Origin of the sequence: Bradyrhizobium altum, from assembly GCF_020889705.1 — a bacterium.
Taxonomy (GTDB): Bacteria; Pseudomonadota; Alphaproteobacteria; order Rhizobiales; family Xanthobacteraceae; genus Bradyrhizobium; species Bradyrhizobium altum.
In genome coordinates, this window is record NZ_JACMYP010000098.1 from 1 (window position 1) to 16,403 (window position 16,403).

Consider the following 16,403-nt stretch of genomic DNA (forward strand, 5'->3'; position numbering starts at 1 on the left):
ATCGTCCGGGCCCCCGACGACCCCGGGGTCGACGAGGACGGCCCCGTCGATGAGTTTGCGGAACAAATCGGCCCGCCCAAGGCCCAGACGGGCGGTTGGCGCGGATTTCTGTCACGTTTGGGAAGCTAATTCGCGGTTAGATAGCCGCGGCACGGTTAAATACCCGCGTCATCTTGCCAATCGGGGTCATGCCCGATATCAGGTGGCACGCATTGTCAGGCAGTTGCCGAACGGTTCGCCGCAATAGCTCAGTTGGTAGAGCACGTCATTCGTAATGACGGGGTCGGGGGTTCGAGTCCCTCTTGCGGCACCACCTCATTTCCGTCGCGGTTCTCCACCGTTCGTTTTACATGCGCAAGGCACTGAATGCAGTGCTCTTTCCTGTATTTCCGCTCGCAGCAATTCCTCCCCGTTCGTTGACAGTCGCGAATTCTGTGGTTGTTTTGGTGGTGCTCGACTCATCGGGCGGTTTCAAAAAGACCACACTTCGGAGATGGGGATATGGCGGGTGGAAAACTCACCGACAAGGCCATCAAGAACGCCAAGCCGGGCGAGCGGCTGGTGATTTTGTCTGACGGCGGTGGACTGCAATTGTGGCTAACGCCGACGGGCGGAAAGCTCTGGAATTATGCGTATCGATTTGGTGGCAAGCGGAAGCGGCTGGCAATCGGGCAGTACGGCAAGGATCCGGCCGGTGTACCGCTGGAGGCGGCCAGGAAGCGCAGGGACGAGGCAGCGGGCCTGTTGCGAGACGGCGTTGACCCAGCCACGCGGAAGCGTCAGGTGAAGGCTGCACGCGTGGAGGCTCAGGCCAACACGTTCGCGGTGGTAGCCGATGAATTGCTCGACAAGAAGAAGCGCGAAGGGGTCGCCGATGCGACCGCCGGCAAGCTGGATTGGCTGTTGGGTCTTGCCAAGGCCGATCTGGGGGCGCTGCCGATCGCAGACATTTCAGCCGGTGAGATCCTGCGGGTTCTTAGGCCATTGGAGGCCGCGGGCAAGCTGGAAAGCGCCAAGCGACTGCGCGCGGTCATTGGTTCGGTGTTCCGCTACGCCATCGCCACCGCACGCGCCGAAAGCGATCCAACACAAGCCCTGCGCGGCGCAGTCGCCTCACCAAAGCCGCAACACCGGGCCGCGATAACGGACCCGAAGGCGTTCGGTGGACTATTGCGGGCCATCGATGGCTTTACCGGGCAACCAACCACGAAGGCCGCGCTGCAGCTCATGGCGCTACTCGCCTGTCGTCCCGGCGAATTACGGCACGCGAACTGGGCAGAGTTCGATCTTGACGGAGCCGTGTGGGACATTCCCGCCGAGCGAACGAAGATGCGCCGGCCCCATCGCATTCCGATCCCGACGCAAGCCATGGCTATCCTGAAATCGCTACATCTCATCACAGGACATGGTGCGGCCGGGCTGGTGTTTCCGGGTTTGCGTAGCGTGAAACGGCCGATCAGCGAGAACACGATGAACGGCGCGTTGCGGCGGATCGGGTTCTCCCAGGACGAGGCGACCGCGCACGGTTTCCGGTCCACCTTCTCCACGCTCGCCAACGAAAGCGGCCAATGGAGCGTCAATGCCATCGAGGCGGCGCTGGCGCACATCGAACCAAACGCGGTGCGGCGCGCCTATGCGCGCGGCGACTATTGGGACGAGCGCGCGAGGATGATGCAGTGGTGGGCCGACTATCTCGACACCTTGCGGCAGGGCGGGCGGGTCTTGCCGTTTAAAGCGGCATCGGCATAAGCCGTAAGCGGAAGACAGCATAGCGAACGAAATAGATCATCCTTGGACGCGCGCGGATAGGACGGCCATCCGACAAGCCGCGGTCTCTTTGTAGTGTTGTAGGGGTGCGGCGCATGTCAGTAGGGAGTAGTCATAACAATCATGATGGCCCTCGTGGGGGACCGTCAAAGACAACGGCTCTACCAGAGGCTTTTGATGAGCTCCGGGATAATCTCAACTTTGCCAATTATTTGTTCGAGAACAAGGAGGACGCAGGACGCGCAGGGATTGCCACAGCCTGCCAGGCAGTCGCGCGCTTTCTGTGGGTGACCGGCCAGTCTCCGCTTCTCGCAGCGCCGCTGCTGGCGCTCCGGGCGGCGATCCTCGATCTCGAACAAGGTGTGGCCAACCCAATCATTAGACCCGATGCTGCCGACGGCCGCCGGTCTCGATCGGCGCTCAAGAAGCATGCGAGTACCGTAGCCGCAGTTTGTCTTGAGGCATTGGTTGATCTTGGTGATCCGGTGAACGAAACCGCTTCTCGGATTGCCCGGCTTGCGGCCAGTTGGTCGACTTGGGGTGACCAACAGATCAACGCGGACACGATCAAGAACTGGAGAAATACGATTCGCGCTATGCGGGCTGATGAACATCAGCGAGTTGCCTTCGATCTCATGCGGAAGGATTTGCTGGAGCACGGAGGACGTCAAGAGGTCGAGCGCCTGTTGAGCGATGGACCGCCCGGGATGCCGAAAACTTAGAAATACCCCCTCAATTCTAGGTCTGAAAAGTCGGAAGTCCGCAGCACGCCGCGCGCAGTCGCGTTCGGCCCCCTTCGTCCGAAAGGAACGTGCTGCATGTCATCTCCCCAAACTCCCGATCAAATCGCGTCCCCACGCCCCGCCGCTATGACTATCCCTGAGTTTTGCCGGTGGGCGCGTCTCGGCAAGACTGCCGTCTATCGCGAGATCAAGTCCGAGCGTCTCGTGCTCCGCAAGGTGGGCGCTAAGAGTCTGATCCTCACGAGCGATGCCGAAGCCTGGCTGCGCTCGCTGCCGACCGCGTCGGCGGCCTAGCCGTTCCCCCAAAACGAAAACCCGGCTGCACGATCCCACATCTTGGCGGATCAGATCGTGCGCACCGGGGCTTTTAGGATCTCAAAAGTGCAGACGAGTACCAAGTGCTCCCAAGAAGCGCAATTGATTTCCAGCTCGCCGCTCATTCCTTGGGGGGCGGCTGTGGACCAGCCGATTACTCCTGTTGGCAGACTTGTCGCGGCCCGATTCGGCGTCGTCCCCGCTCTCGCCGAGGTCATCGCGACTCTTGCCGGCCTCGGAGAGGAGGCATCGCATTGAGCGAGCGAGGCGTTTTTGCAATCGATCGCGGCATTTGGGATCACCCCACCTTCGCCAACGAGCCACTGACCGAGCGCGAGGCTTGGATCTGGCTGATCGGGGAGGCGTCGTTCAAGGCGAGGACCAGGCGCATTGGATCCGCGGTGATCGAGCTCAAGCGGGGGCAGCTCGCGGCGTCGCTCCGGTTCATGGCTGAAAAGTGGGGGTGGACCGACTCGCGCGTCCGGCGTTTTCTGGAGCGTCTAAAAATCGACTCTATGATCGGCACAGCAACCGACGCAGGCGTTACCGTCGTAACTGTCTCCAATTACAATAAATATCAGAGGGTTTCGCTTCCTTCCGACGCAGCGCGCGACGCACAAAGCGACGCGGCAGCAACGCAGGAGCGACGCAAAGTAGAAGACAGGGAAGACAAGGAAACTCTATCCGTAGCTTACGCTACGGCGTCGGACCGCGCGCCGATCTACACAGATTCTCGGCATGAGCTTTGGGGCGAGGGCGTCCCGATCCTGATCAGCTTGGGTGTCCCCGAGAAGCAGGCGCGCAGCATGATCGGATCCTGGCTGAAATTGACGAAGGACGACGCGCAGTCGGTCCTCGGTGCCATCCAACGCGCGCGCGATCACCGCGCACACAATCCAATCCCTTGGATCACCAATTCCTTGAAGGTGCAGCATGAACGCTCTGGTTCCGTTTTCCCCAATCCCGCTTCCCAGCAATCCGGCTCAGCTGCCGTCCTTGCCGGCGTGGCTGCGGCAGCGGATCGCCGCGCTCGGCAGCGCAATGCAGCTGGACACGGCGGGCCGATATCGGGAAACGACGACCCTACCGAAAGAATCGATCCTGAACCCTTCAGAACGGGCTGAGGTGCAGCGGTACATGGTTGAGCTCGACGGTTACCTGCGGCTCGACCAACCTGTCGAATACCGCGACGCCGTGCTGAACAACAACGCGGCGATCGCGGCGATGATCGCAGCACTGCTGCTCAAGGGCGGCCGCAAGCTCGACAAGGAGGAGTCGGACGCTGCGACTGAGGACTATCTCGACGCGATCGAGGATCTGCCGGCGTGGGCGGTGCGCGAAGCCATCCGCAGGTGGAACAGGGCCGAAAGCTCCAGGCTCGACGGCAAGCCGCACAACTACGATTTCCGTCCGTCGCCGCCGACGCTGCGACGCTTGGCGCTGCACGCGATAACACCGCTGCGCGGCCGCATGCTTGAGCTACAGAAGCTCCTCAATGCGGAGGAGCTGATCGAGTACAGCGACGAGCACCGCAAACGCATGCTCGAACGCCTCGCTGACGTCGTCAAGCCGCGGGTGATTTCACTTGAAAAAGGGGAAGCAGCATGATCCGTCGCGCACGGCGTCCTGATTATGCCGGAGCTCGCCAGCAGGTGGGCGACGACATTCGAGGAATGGTCGCTGCCTGCGATCAATATCTGCTTCGGGGCAAACTTTGGCGACTGAAAACTCTGCTTTTGCCCTCAGCCCAGGCCGCGGTCCGGGGACAATCTTCGATTTGACGCCTCAGGGCTCCTCCGCCAACATTCGAGAAACGCGGAACTTAGGGCGTGGACAGCCGCACACCTGGTCGAAGAGCAAATTTCTAGAATTTCCTTGAATTACCACGGCCGTTGAAGTCTATGAAAGCCCTATGCTTCCTTGGAAATCGCTACAAAAATAATGTCTGCTTTTATGGAGGGGGACAGTTCGGCCGCATCGACATCAGCGGTCCTTCTGGAATCCGGACGGGCGGGGCAACATGAACGCTGTCGAAATTGAAGAAGCCATTTCGGCCCTCGCAGAGCAGCCGTTCAACGGGAGTGAGTTCCCATTCGCCTTCCTGCAAGCCTTCGGCAATAAGGAAACGACGATTAAGAAGCTGCGGGCGGGCGCGTCGAATAGCTCCGACTTGGGCGGCGTCCTCCAACGGAACCACATTCACATCGCTGTCTGCGCGCCGGGCGCAGTCACGAAGACATTGGCCGCGCTGAAAGCGAGTCCGGCCACGGCGAAGGCGAAGGCGCGCTTCATCCTCGCCACCGACGGCGCCGACTTCGAGGCGGAGGATTTTGACACTGGCGAAACCGTCGCCTGTGCCTATATCGATTTCCCCGATCATTTCGGTTTCTTCCTGCCGCTCGCGGGCATCACCACCGTCAAGCAGGTCCGCGAAAGCTCGTTCGACATCCGCGCCACCAGCCGCATGAACCGGCTCTATGTCGAGCTGCTGAAAGACAATCCTGAGTGGGGCACCACGGCGCGCGCCATGACATGAACCACTTCATGGCGCGCCTGATCTTCTCTTCTTCGCTGAGCGCACCGACATCTTTAACGGCATCGGTCTGTTCACCGACAGCATAGCTCGGATGAGCGCCAAGGACTCGTCCGACACCCACCAGGTGATCGGCGAATTGTTCCGCTCCATGAACACCAAGCGGTCGGACCGAGCGAGTGCCGGCATTCACCGATGGGCCGATGCCTTTCCCTATGTGAATGGCGAACTGTTCTCCGGCAGTGTGGAGACTCCACGCTTCAGCAAAATCGCCCGCGCCTATCTTCTGCATATCGGCAGTCTCGACTGGACGAAGATCAACCCGGATATCTTCGGGTCGATGATCCAGGCTGTCGCCGAGGACGAGGAACGCGGCGCGCTCGGCATGCACTACACGTCCGTGCCGAACATCCTGAAAGTCCTCAATCCGCTGTTTCTCGACGATCTGCGCGCCAGGCTTGCCGAAGCGGACGACAATCCTCGCAAACTGCTCAACCTGCGCAACCGTCTGGCGAAAATCAGGGTGTTCGACCCGGCCTGCGGCTCCGGCAACTTTCTTGTCATCGCCTACAAGGAGATGCGCGCCATCGAGCACGAGATCAACACGCGGCGCGGCGAGGCCGACTTGCGCACGGAAATTCCGCTTACCAATTTCCGGGGCATCGAACTGCGTGACTTTCCGGCCGAGGTCGCGCGGCTTGCGCTCATCACCGCCGAGTTCCAATGCGACGTTCTCTATCGAGGACAGAAGGAAGCCCTACAAGATTTCCTGCCCCTCGACGCTCAGAACTGGATCACCTGCGGCAATGCCTTGAGGCTCGATTGGCTCGGCATCTGCCCTCCAACGGGGACCGGAGTGAGATTGCAGGCAGGGGACTTGTTCAGCACGCCTTTGGACCAGGCGCAGATCGACTTCGAAAACGAGGGCGGGGAAACCTACATTTGCGGAAATCCACCATACAAGGGAAATCAATGGCAGACCGATGAGCAGAAATCCGATCTCAAGGCGATATTTGACGGGCGTATCAAGAACTGGAAGCAGCTAGACTACGTAGCAGGCTGGTTTATGAAATCTGCCGACTACGGAAGCAAGACGCCGACAGTGGCGGCCTTCGTGTCCACAAACTCGATTTGCCAAGGCCGGCAGGTCGATACGCTTTGGTCTCCCATCTTTCGTACCGGCCATGAGATCGTTTTCGCCCATACGTCATTCCAATGGGCGAACCTCGCCAGCCACAACGCTGGCGTTACCGTTGTAATTGTCGGAATCTCCAACCATGCCGGTCCAGCACGACGATTGTTTACGGAATCTGAGAACGGTGAAACCTCCGTCAGATCGGTTCCAAACATAAATGGCTATCTCGTACCGGGACCAAATGTAGAAATAACACCGTTGCCGGCGCCGCCAGACAAACGGGCGGCGATGCAGTTTGGCAACCATACATATTATGGTGTCGACCTGTTGCTTACGCGCGCCGAGGCCGAGCCGATCATCCAAAGGTGGCCTGCCTCAGCCCCATTATTTCGAAACTTTCTCGGAGCGAGAGAAGTAACATCAGGCGTTCCTCGAAAATGCCTTTGGATATCCGACGAAGAGCAGGCTAAGGCGACACAGACTCCCCCCATACAACAGCGCCTGGACCGCGTTGCGGATGCCAGAAGGAAAATTACGCATGACAAATCCGCTCAGGCGCTGGCGGCCAAGCCTCATTTGTTTCGTGAGCAATTTGAAGCAGACCACCATTCCATAGTGATGCCTGCAATCAGCTCAGAAAACAGGCCATACCTGCCTGTAGATGTCGTAGGAAGCAATTTCGTCGTCGGCCACAAGTGTTATGCGCTCTACGACGCGCCCCTTTGGAATATGGCACTCATTGCGTCCCGGCTTCATCTGGTTTGGATCGGCACGGTTTGCGCTCGGATGAGAACCGACTACTCATACTCCAATACGCTCGGCTGGAATACCTTTCCAGTTCCCACACTCACCGAGAAGAACAAGGCGGACCTGACTTGCTGCGCGGAGGGCATCCTGCTGGCGCGCGAGGCGCATTTCCCGGACCCCATCGCCAACCTTTACGACCCGCAGAACATGCCAGCTAACTTGCGCGCGGCTCACGAGCGCAACGACGAAGTACTTGAGCGCATTTATATCGGTCGCCGCTTCCGCAATGACACGGAGCGGCTGGAAAAGCTGTTTGAGCTTTACACGAAAATGGTTGCGTCGTCGGGGGCGGCGACGAAGAAGAAAAAGACGGGGGCAAGCGCGTGACCGACGACAAGAAAACGATTCCTTCCGTTTCGGTTTCCTATGCTCGGAACGGGTCATCAACCAAGGCTAACGCGCTCGGTATGCGGCCGATGCAGGAACGCGCCTATGAACGACGCGGCGAACAATATCTGCTCATCAAGTCGCCGCCGGCCTCCGGCAAGAGCCGGGCGCTCATGTTCATCGCGCTCGACAAGCTCGCCAATCAGAGTCTCAAGCAGGCCATTATCGTCGTTCCGGAAAAATCCATCGGCGCGAGCTTCCATGACGAGCCGTTGACCAAATACGGCTTTTCGGCTGATTGGATTGTTGTGCCCAAATGGAACCTCTGCGACGCGCCCGGCTCGGACAACGGCGGCAAGGTTAATTCCCTCGGTGCGTTCCTCGACAGCGATGATAAGGTTCTGGTCTGTACCCACGCGACTTTCCGCTTCGCCGTGGACAAGTTCGGGGTCGAGAAGTTCGACAATCGGCTGATCGCGGTGGATGAGTTTCACCACGTTTCCGCCGATCCGGAGAGCAAGCTCGGCCAGCATCTCGGCGCGTTCATCGCCCGCGACAAGGTGCATATTGTCGCCATGACCGGCTCATACTTTCGGGGCGATGCCGTGCCAGTGCTCGGCCCGCAGGACGAGGCCAAGTTCGAGCCCGTCACCTACACCTATTACGAACAACTCAACGGCTACGAATATCTCAAGCAACTCGACATCGGCTACTTCTTCTATTCCGGTCCCTATGCCGACGACATACTGAGCGTCCTGGACCCCAACGAGAAAACCATCATCCACATCCCAAGCGTCAATTCGCGTGAGAGCACGAAAGATAAGATCAGGGAGGTGGAACACATCATCGAGGCTTTGGGCGAGTGGCAAGGCATCGACCCCGCGACCGGGTTCCAGTTGGTCAAGCGATCCGATGGTCGTATCCTGCGCATCGCCGATCTGGTCGACGACGACCCTGCGAAGCGCGACAAAGTTTCAGCTGCGCTGAAAGACCCCTCGCAGAAGAACAATCGCGACCATGTGGACATCATCATCGCGCTCGGCATGGCCAAGGAGGGCTTCGATTGGATTTGGTGCGAGCACGCGCTGACTGTTGGTTATCGATCCAGCCTCACCGAGATCGTGCAAATCATTGGCCGCGCGACCCGCGATGCACCGGGCAAAACCCGCGCCCGTTTCACCAATCTGATCGCCGAGCCGGACGCCTCCGAGGAGGCGGTCACCGAGGCTGTAAACGACACGCTGAAAGCCATCGCCGCCAGCCTGTTGATGGAACAGGTGCTCGCACCACGCTTCAACTTCACGCCGAAGAATCCGCAGAGCGGCCCGGTCGAAGGCTTCGATTATGGCGAGGGCGGCTACGACCCGAGCAAGGGTAATGTGGGCTTCAATGAACAGACCGGGCAGTTCCACATCGAGATCAAGGGCCTTGCCGAACCCAAGAGCAAGGAAGCCGCGCGCATCTGCACCGAGGATCTGAATGAAGTCATCGCCGCCTTCGTTCAGGACAAAGCCACCATCGAGCGCGGGCTATTCGACGAGGAACTGATCCCCGAGGAGCTGACCCAGGTGCGTATGGGGAAGATCATTAAGGATAAGTATCCCGAACTCGACGAGGAAGATCAGGAGGCCGTTCGTCAACACGCCATCGCCGCTCTCAACATCACGCAGAAAGCCAAGCAGACTGCGCTTGGCGGAGACGGGGCCGGCGGCGATGACGAGCCGAGCGCCAACACTGCGCTGATCGACGGGGTGCGAAAATTCGCGATGGACGTTCGCGAACTCGATATCGACCTCATCGACCGGATCAATCCGTTCGGCGAAGCCTATGCCATTCTCGCCAAGAGCATGAGCGAGGACAGCCTGAAACAGGTCGCCGCGGCCATCGCCGCGAAGCGCACCAGCCTGACGCCGGAGGATGCCAAAGAGCTGGCCGTCCGCGCGTCGCGGTTCAAGAAGGAGCGCGGCCGGCTGCCCTCGATCGACGCCCAGGACCCTTGGGAAAGACGGATGGCAGAGGGGGCGGTCGCGTTCATGCGCTTCAAGAAGGAGGGCCGCTATGACGGATGACCTCGATCTTGACGAACTGGCGGCTGACCTCGCCGACTTCGCCCCGCAGGAAAAGAAAGGCGGCCGTAGCGCACGCGAAGAGCGCATCATCGCGGGCTTCGAGGAAATTCAGCGTTTCGTCGAAACGCAAGGCCGCGCGCCAGCGCATGGCGAGAGCAACGACATATTCGAGCGGCTTTATGCCGTGCGCCTCGATCGGCTGCGCGGGTTGGAAGAATGCCGTTCGCTTCTCGCCCCGCTCGACAAGCAGGGTCTCTTGGCGAGCGTGGTGACGCCTGCCATCGAGCCGGTCGAATCGATAGATGAGGATGAATTGCTTGCCGAACTAGAAGGCATCGGCGGCGCGTCCGACATTACGGAGCTTCGCCATGTCCGCGCCGCCGCCGACAAGCGTGCGGCCGAGGAAATCGCCAACCGCACGCCTTGCGAGGACTTCGATAACTTCAAGCCGCTGTTCGTTCAGGTGAAGAAAGACCTCGACGCCGGCATACGTCAGACACGGCGGTTCCAGACGATGGCCGAAATCAAGCAGGGCGAATTTTTCATCGTGGGTGGCCAGATCGCCTATGTCGCGGGAGTCGGCAAGGAATTTGTGACCGAGTACGACCGTCGCGATAGCCGGTTGCGCGTGATCTACGACAACGGCACCGAGAGCGATGTCCTATTGCGCTCGTTGCAACGTGCCCTGCACCGCGATGAGGCGGGCCGGCGCATCACCGATCCCACGGCAGGGCCGCTGTTTTCCGGTGAGAGCGAAGACGGCGACTTGGCCAGCGGCACGATCTATGTGCTTCGTAGCAAGTCTGACCATCCGACCGTCGCGGCCCACCGCGATGTACTGCACAAGATCGGGGTCACGGGCGGCGACATTGCGCGCCGCATCGCCTTTGCAAAGCAAGACCCGACGTTTCTCATGGCCGACGTTGAGGTGATCGCTACCTACGAGCTGTTCAACGTCAACCGCACGCGCCTTGAGAACCTGATCCACCGTGTTTTCGATTCGGCGCGCTTGGACATCGAGATTAAGGATCGCTTCGGACAGCCAGTGAGCCCCCGCGAATGGTTTCTCGTGCCGCTGTTCGTTGTCAACGAAGCCGTCGATCGGATCCGAGACGGCACCATCACCGATTACCTGTACGATCCGAAGACAGCAGCATTAGTGCGGGCAGATAAGACCTAGGGGGTGGGTGCATCTGCGTAGAGGCCGTTCCAAACTGACCCACTAATAGATTTTGCCGCTGCATTGGTTGACCAACTGCCGGCCCGATTTCTTTGCCTCAAGCATGCTTAAGGCTGAGCCCGAAGCTGAGCACAGAGCACAGCTTGTAGCTTGCTGCATGCTGTGCTCGCCATCGTCTTCAGCAGACGACGTCGTGTGATGGCGGGGCATGGTCTGGCAGTCCGGTTCCGAGAGCTTATTTCCGGTTCAGCGATCTTTCAGCCGTCCGAGCCGGCGCGCACTGTGCCAGCCGAGTCTCGTGACAGAGTGTCACGTGCTGTGGCACACCCAGATCGCGATCTAGGACGGTTCTGCGTAATTTCGCCGGCATCGTGGCCCTTTGCTACCGGAGAGCAGCGCGAATAGTGTGCCAGTCGACTGCATGTGCTACTTCTGGCACACGGGGCCGCTCAACGCTTGCAGGCCGTCTTCCACCTCGCAAAGGTTTGGGATGCAGCTCCCCTTCAGCGGAACGAGAAAAAGATCCGGTATGTTTGGGCTCGCGCGAGCCTCTCCAATACCGCGACGGACGGATTCTCAAGCCCTCTCTCCAAGCGGCTTACGTAGGTTCGATCAATCTCTGCATCTACGGCCAGAGCCTCTTGGGGATAGTCCGCAACCGACCGTAGCCGGCGAAAATTCCAAGCAACCAGGGCATTCGCGTTCATCCGCGAACGCCAACACTGTGGTGACTGCTAAACCACGGACAATAATGCTAATATCAGTTCGGCGATTCCGATTTGTGGGACAGCATGTATTTAAGGAAGATGGAGCGCCCTATTGGCTTGTTTGGCGCCATTTATTTTGATCACAAGCGATGCAAGCGCCGCAGATGTGACGGGTAGCGTCGATTGCGATCGCACAACGAAGCACCGCTCGATGGTTCCGATTGGTTCTGGCGGTTCTGTCCAGTCAGCCGAACCAACCTCTATCAAGGCGAACTCCAACATTGGAGCGGGCGCTCGGCGAGCCGGAGCGCGAACGGTACCGCTCAGACTTACACGCTTTTTCCCGACAGACTTGAGGCACTCCGTGAGATCGAGTGTGCAGCTGCGATGGAGGAAGTTCAACTAGAAGAAGATTCGGTGATTAACTTGCCCCAGGCGGCTGCCGATTTATCACCTACCGGCGAGTCTAATGACGTTCGCCCCATCAGTAACAATCTTTGATCGAAATCCGGCCAAACCAGAAAAATCACCAAACTCCGCCGACTCCGTGCAATCATGAGGTGCTGATGCATGAGCACAGCGCCTTTGCTTAGAGTTCAGACTTGCGATTTTCTTGGAAGTAACCCCCATGCTCTCTCGTAGATCCTTTTTAGCGGCCGCACCCATCGCGATTGCAACAGTGCAGTCCTCACCCACATTGGCGGCGAACGATGTCGCACTGTTGTTAGACCTGAACCTATTCGATCGAAACGCTGCAACCGAGCATGCGCGTTCGTTGAACGGTCAATTGCGCTACTTCTCGCATGAAGTGTTCGGGGACCCCGCCGGCATCATAATTGAAGACGCTTCAATAAACGGCGTGGAGGATGCCGATTATGCACGCTCAGGAGATTACCCAGCGGGCTGGCGGATGCCGTCGGACCTTTTTCCTGTAAACTGCACCGTAAAATTTAATAAACACGCCGATGGCCGAGGCTCAATACGCCTACGGGGTGCTGATGGCGGAGATTTCTACGTAGCACTTGGATCCAGCCAGCACTTCCCGGTTAGGCAAGGTGAAACTCTGACCGGTTCAATTTCGGTTCGCCTGGTGAACGGAGACCCCTCAATTTTAATGGGCCTTTCGTTGCTCATTGTAGAAGAAGGCGGCGAGGCTATTCCAAATAATCCCGTTTCGGCAATTGCAAGGGTTCAACAACTACAAACCGACAGAGATTGGTGGGCGCAGGTTCAAGCAGTAGCGAGGTCAAACGGCTATGCTACTCTCGCGATAAAGGTCTCAACTGCAGCCAAATTTGATATCACGCTCGATCTGAACTTTCCCCAGTTGGAGAAGCGGCCGTGGCGATCCACATTCTGTGCCGTTTCACGTTCAACCAATGAGGTTTCGCTTTCCACATCGATCGGTTATCTCTCGCTATCGGAACGCTCCCTAATTATCACTGCGGATGCTCCGAGAGCTGTGGCGAACGCTACATTGTGGAACGAGTACGGAAATGACGACAACAGTATTCAGATCCAAATGCGCGAGAGAATTCTTTACGCAAGAGTTGTTTCTGAAGGTACGCCCACCGAGATTCGTCTGGGTGTTATTCCTCCGCTCATGCGGTTTTCGGTCTGTCTGGTTATCGCTACCGAGGGCATCAGCGCATCGCTAAACGGCAAGCGACCGATCTTTGCCGCGTGTGTCGCACCAAAAGGACTAACGATAGCGAAGCTGGGAAGCGGCGCGAACGGCCACTGGAATTCGACTATAGGTCAGATCACACTTTTCAAAGGACGTATCCTCGATGCCGAGATCGCGAGTCGGCGCTATCAGTCGTTTTATGACGATTTCGATCGAGCGGATAATCGCTCAATCGGTCGCTCTCCGACAGGTCAGTTAATCGAAAGGACCGGGAACATCGAAACTGCGATAGTCCAGCGGAAGTGGGTGGCTAACACTGGCGGACTGGCGCTGTCGTTTGCGGGTTACGGCAAAGTCACTTTGGCTAATCCGCCTCGTTACCTTGGCGCCGTTTTGAATTGGACCAAAGGAGTGTCTGGCGGAGCCGCTGGCTTAATCGCGGCAACTAACAATCTCTTAGACCCAACGGATGCTTTGCATACATTGGTTTCGGACCGGGAAGGAATTTTTCAAACGATTGGAAACTCCAAAGTAGAACCGGCACTTACGACTTTTATTTACCCGATCCCAATGAGCCGCGATAATGAGACACCTTACGGCGTAGCATTTTTAGTCAGCTTGAGAGAGGACGCGGTGGTATTCGTCGGCCCCCAAGGCGATTTAGCTCGTCATAAAGACCCTAGCTATACAAAAAGGTTAGGAAAGACAGCGGTTTTTGAACACTATTGGCATGTGAGCCAAGCTCGACCCGAATTTCACGCAGTGGCCGCAAATTGAATTCGCTGGTGTAGTTCTGATCAGCTTCGTTCAGCATAAACTTAGAATTCTCTATCAGTAGCGGTGTCGCGATATCGGCTGGATGAACTTCTTGAGAGGGAATGGCCGAAGGCGGTCTGTCCGGTTGAACTGACAAATTCCAGCGTGTTTAGCAATGATGTGGGAGATGACCAACATGAACATTTGCGCGATCGATTGCTCCAAGGTTGTTGTTTTGTGATGCCGGCTCTCACCCCTATTCCTCAGGTTTGCCCTTGGTTGGGGCAGGCCGAAGCTGCGGCGGCGGCTAGCGCAATCACTTCTAACTGGATAACAGAAGGACCAAATTGCACCCAATTCTCCGAACGCTTACGAACTCTGATTGGAGTGCCCTTCGGAGTGTTCGCGCCAAACGGAACATTGGCGTTATCACTAGCGATGATGGCGATTGGTATCGGTCCTGGTGATGAAGTGTTGGTTCCTGACATTACATTTATCGGATCTGCAAATGCAGTGATCCTCCTTGGGGCAACTCCTATTTTCGTCGACGTGGAGCCGAAGACGTTTCAGATTGACTTAACTCACGCTGAGAGCCTCGTAAGCGGCTCTACGCGCGCGATCATGCCTGTACACCTGTACGGAGCTGCGTGCGATATGACGTCCATCGTCGCGTTTGCCCGGCATCACAATATCCGTATCGTTGAAGACGCAGCTCAAGGCATCGGTGTCGTCCACCGCGAACGACATGTAGGTGGCATTGGCGATGTGGGATGTTTCTCTTTTTTTGCAGACAAAACTATAACAACTGGCGAAGGTGGCTTCGTTGTCTGCAAAGACGAACCGACGTACGACCGGCTACGCTATTTTCGAAACCAGGGCAGATTTAACGCAGGAACTTTTGAGCATCCAGCGATTGGGTACAATTTCCGCATTACGGACATGCAAGCAGCGATTGGGCTCGTCCAACTGAGCAAGCTTGACGAAATCATCCGCCGCAAACGCGCAATCCACGCTTGGTACCAGACAGATTTGAAGGACATTGATGAGGTTCGGTTACTCGGTCCCGCGCCCGACGGAACGCATGTTCCATTTAGGTGTGTATTAATCGCCAGTCGTGCGCGCGCTTTGATGGCCCACTTAGACGCTTGCCAAGTGCAGTCGCGTGGTTTCTTTTATCCAATGCACAAGCAGCCTTGTTTCGCGTCGTACTTCGCGGATAAGGCTTCGTCTCCGTCATTGCGGGATGCTGACTATCCGAATTCAACTTACGGTTATGAACATGGGCTTTGTTTGCCTGTATTTCCCACGTTGCTACGTGAACAGGTAACATACATCACCACTGAAATTGCCCGATTTTATCGCAAGACCGCCTAGCCATCGCGTGACCCATTCATCTCCCTTTGATCGCCCGCCGCAACAACGCCATCACCTCGGCGGCGTCCTAGACAGAGTCATCTCCGCCATCGCCGCCTTGCAGCAGCCTTGATCTGGATCAACGGCGGGCTTCCCATTGGAGCGTCCAATAGGATTGCAGGTCTCTGTTTGCTGTCCGAGTCGCATTTGCTTGCCCGAATTTGCCAGCACAGCGCGGCTACCATGAAGACCTTCGGTATCACGTATCGCTATAGCAGTGACGATGCCGCGATCAGGCCCCCTCTGTCGGACAGTCATGCGGCCTTGCTCCGTCTGGAACGGGGCAATAGCAGCTTCGCCACACTCATTGACCAGGACGAGAGCGTGGTCCAGCAGATCATCCCGGTCGATCTGCGTGACCTGCTCGCTGACAGCGCCGTACCGAAACAAAGACCGTTTGCAGCGGTGCTCGGCTGCTCCGACGCCCGGGTGCCCGGTGAATTCATTTTCAATGAAGGGCCCAATGATCTCTTCGAGGTCCGCGTCGCGGGCAAGGGCCTCGGATTGAGGTGCTTGGAAGTACAAATACGCTCGAGAATCTTGGCGGCAGCCTCAAACTCATCGTCGTGCTCGGTCACAGCGGATGCGGCGCGCTCACGCCCGCTGTCGATGTATTCCTCCATCCGCGTGAATACCTGCCGCTCGCGACCAAGCGTCCGCTCCGCAGCATTCTCGACGGTGTGCTTGTCGTGGTGCAGACGTCCGAGAGGAAGCTGATCGCCACGTTCGGGCCAACTGTCGTGCACCGCCCCAGATATCGAAAAGCCCTCATCGAGACGTCGATTGCCGACGCCGCGCTGGCAGCTTACTCAATCCAGGAAGAACTGAGGACCAACGCCTACACCGGGATCGAAGCGGCTTACGGCGTCTATCTTCTGTAGAGCCGCGCGATCTGGGCCGCCGTTCCCGCGACGCCGACGGACGCACCTCGGGATCTGGCGGCGTTCGTGGATCTCGGCGATGCCATCGTGCAACCAGGGCGCATTGAAGCTCTCGTGAACGACGACGGAATGACAGGGGCGGT

General features: G+C 58.0%; 11 protein-coding genes, 1 tRNA gene and 2 pseudogenes. 13 read left to right on the forward strand and 1 reads right to left on the reverse strand.

All coding sequences use genetic code 11. The features are described from left to right. The first annotated feature begins 237 nt into the window (after positions 1 to 237). From H8B02_RS22945 to H8B02_RS22985, 9 genes and pseudogenes are all read left to right on the forward strand, one after another. Positions 238 to 313 (forward strand) — tRNA-Thr (locus H8B02_RS22945). Between the two features lie 188 nt (positions 314 to 501). Continuing rightward, positions 502 to 1,749, forward strand: coding sequence for a tyrosine-type recombinase/integrase (locus tag H8B02_RS22950; protein WP_229168387.1), 1,248 nt, complete (start codon positions 502 to 504; stop codon positions 1,747 to 1,749). A 230-nt stretch (positions 1,750 to 1,979) separates the two neighbouring features. Continuing rightward, positions 1,980 to 2,489: a hypothetical protein gene (locus tag H8B02_RS22955; protein WP_229168388.1), complete on the forward strand. Its 510-nt coding sequence runs from the start codon at positions 1,980 to 1,982 to the stop codon at positions 2,487 to 2,489. Between the two features lie 147 nt (positions 2,490 to 2,636). Beyond that, a complete protein-coding gene (locus H8B02_RS22960) occupies positions 2,637 to 2,804 on the forward strand; it encodes a helix-turn-helix domain-containing protein (protein ID WP_229168389.1) in 168 nt (55 codons plus the stop codon). Positions 2,805 to 3,079: 275 nt separating this feature from the next. Next, positions 3,080 to 3,949, forward strand: a complete 870-nt coding sequence (locus tag H8B02_RS22965) for a hypothetical protein (protein ID WP_229168390.1) — start codon at positions 3,080 to 3,082, stop codon at positions 3,947 to 3,949. Then, entirely contained in the window at positions 3,867 to 4,433 is a 567-nt protein-coding gene (locus H8B02_RS22970; protein WP_229168391.1) for a hypothetical protein, read from the forward strand. Before H8B02_RS22965 ends, H8B02_RS22970 begins: the two co-directional genes overlap by 83 nt. Positions 4,434 to 4,845: 412 nt before the next feature. Beyond that, positions 4,846 to 7,627, forward strand: a pseudogene (locus tag H8B02_RS22975) (class I SAM-dependent DNA methyltransferase). After that, entirely contained in the window at positions 7,624 to 9,696 is a 2,073-nt protein-coding gene (locus H8B02_RS22980; RefSeq protein WP_229168392.1) for a DEAD/DEAH box helicase, read from the forward strand. Before H8B02_RS22975 ends, H8B02_RS22980 begins: the two are co-directional and overlap by 4 nt. Further along, positions 9,686 to 10,876 carry a GIY-YIG nuclease family protein gene (locus H8B02_RS22985; RefSeq protein ID WP_229168393.1) on the forward strand — a complete coding sequence of 397 codons (1,191 nt, stop codon included), beginning with the start codon at positions 9,686 to 9,688 and terminating at the stop codon, positions 10,874 to 10,876. Before H8B02_RS22980 ends, H8B02_RS22985 begins: the two co-directional genes overlap by 11 nt. A gap of 503 nt (positions 10,877 to 11,379) precedes the next feature. On the opposite strand, the gene H8B02_RS22990 is transcribed toward H8B02_RS22985, so the two are convergent. Next, positions 11,380 to 11,583 (reverse strand): helix-turn-helix domain-containing protein, encoded by a 204-nt coding sequence (locus tag H8B02_RS22990; RefSeq protein WP_229168394.1) that lies wholly within the window; start codon positions 11,581 to 11,583, stop codon positions 11,380 to 11,382. A 628-nt stretch (positions 11,584 to 12,211) separates the two neighbouring features. On the opposite strand from H8B02_RS22990, the gene H8B02_RS22995 reads away from it, so the two are divergent. The 4 genes and pseudogenes from H8B02_RS22995 to H8B02_RS48600 all read left to right on the forward strand — a co-directional run bounded on the left by H8B02_RS22995 (position 12,212) and on the right by H8B02_RS48600 (position 16,260). Next, the gene (locus tag H8B02_RS22995; RefSeq protein WP_229168395.1) at positions 12,212 to 13,987 is read left to right on the forward strand and encodes a hypothetical protein; all 1,776 of its coding nucleotides are present in this window, start codon (positions 12,212 to 12,214) and stop codon (positions 13,985 to 13,987) included. 144 nt (positions 13,988 to 14,131) lie between these two features. Further along, positions 14,132 to 15,340 (forward strand): DegT/DnrJ/EryC1/StrS family aminotransferase, encoded by a 1,209-nt coding sequence (locus tag H8B02_RS23000; RefSeq protein ID WP_229168396.1) that lies wholly within the window; start codon positions 14,132 to 14,134, stop codon positions 15,338 to 15,340. A 222-nt stretch (positions 15,341 to 15,562) separates the two neighbouring features. Next, positions 15,563 to 15,832 (forward strand): annotated as a pseudogene (locus H8B02_RS48595) (carbonic anhydrase); the annotation flags it as partial. Positions 15,833 to 15,888: 56 nt separating this feature from the next. After that, complete coding sequence (locus tag H8B02_RS48600) at positions 15,889 to 16,260, forward strand: carbonic anhydrase (RefSeq protein ID WP_229168409.1); 372 nt, start codon at positions 15,889 to 15,891, stop codon at positions 16,258 to 16,260. Positions 16,261 to 16,403 lie beyond the last annotated feature (143 nt).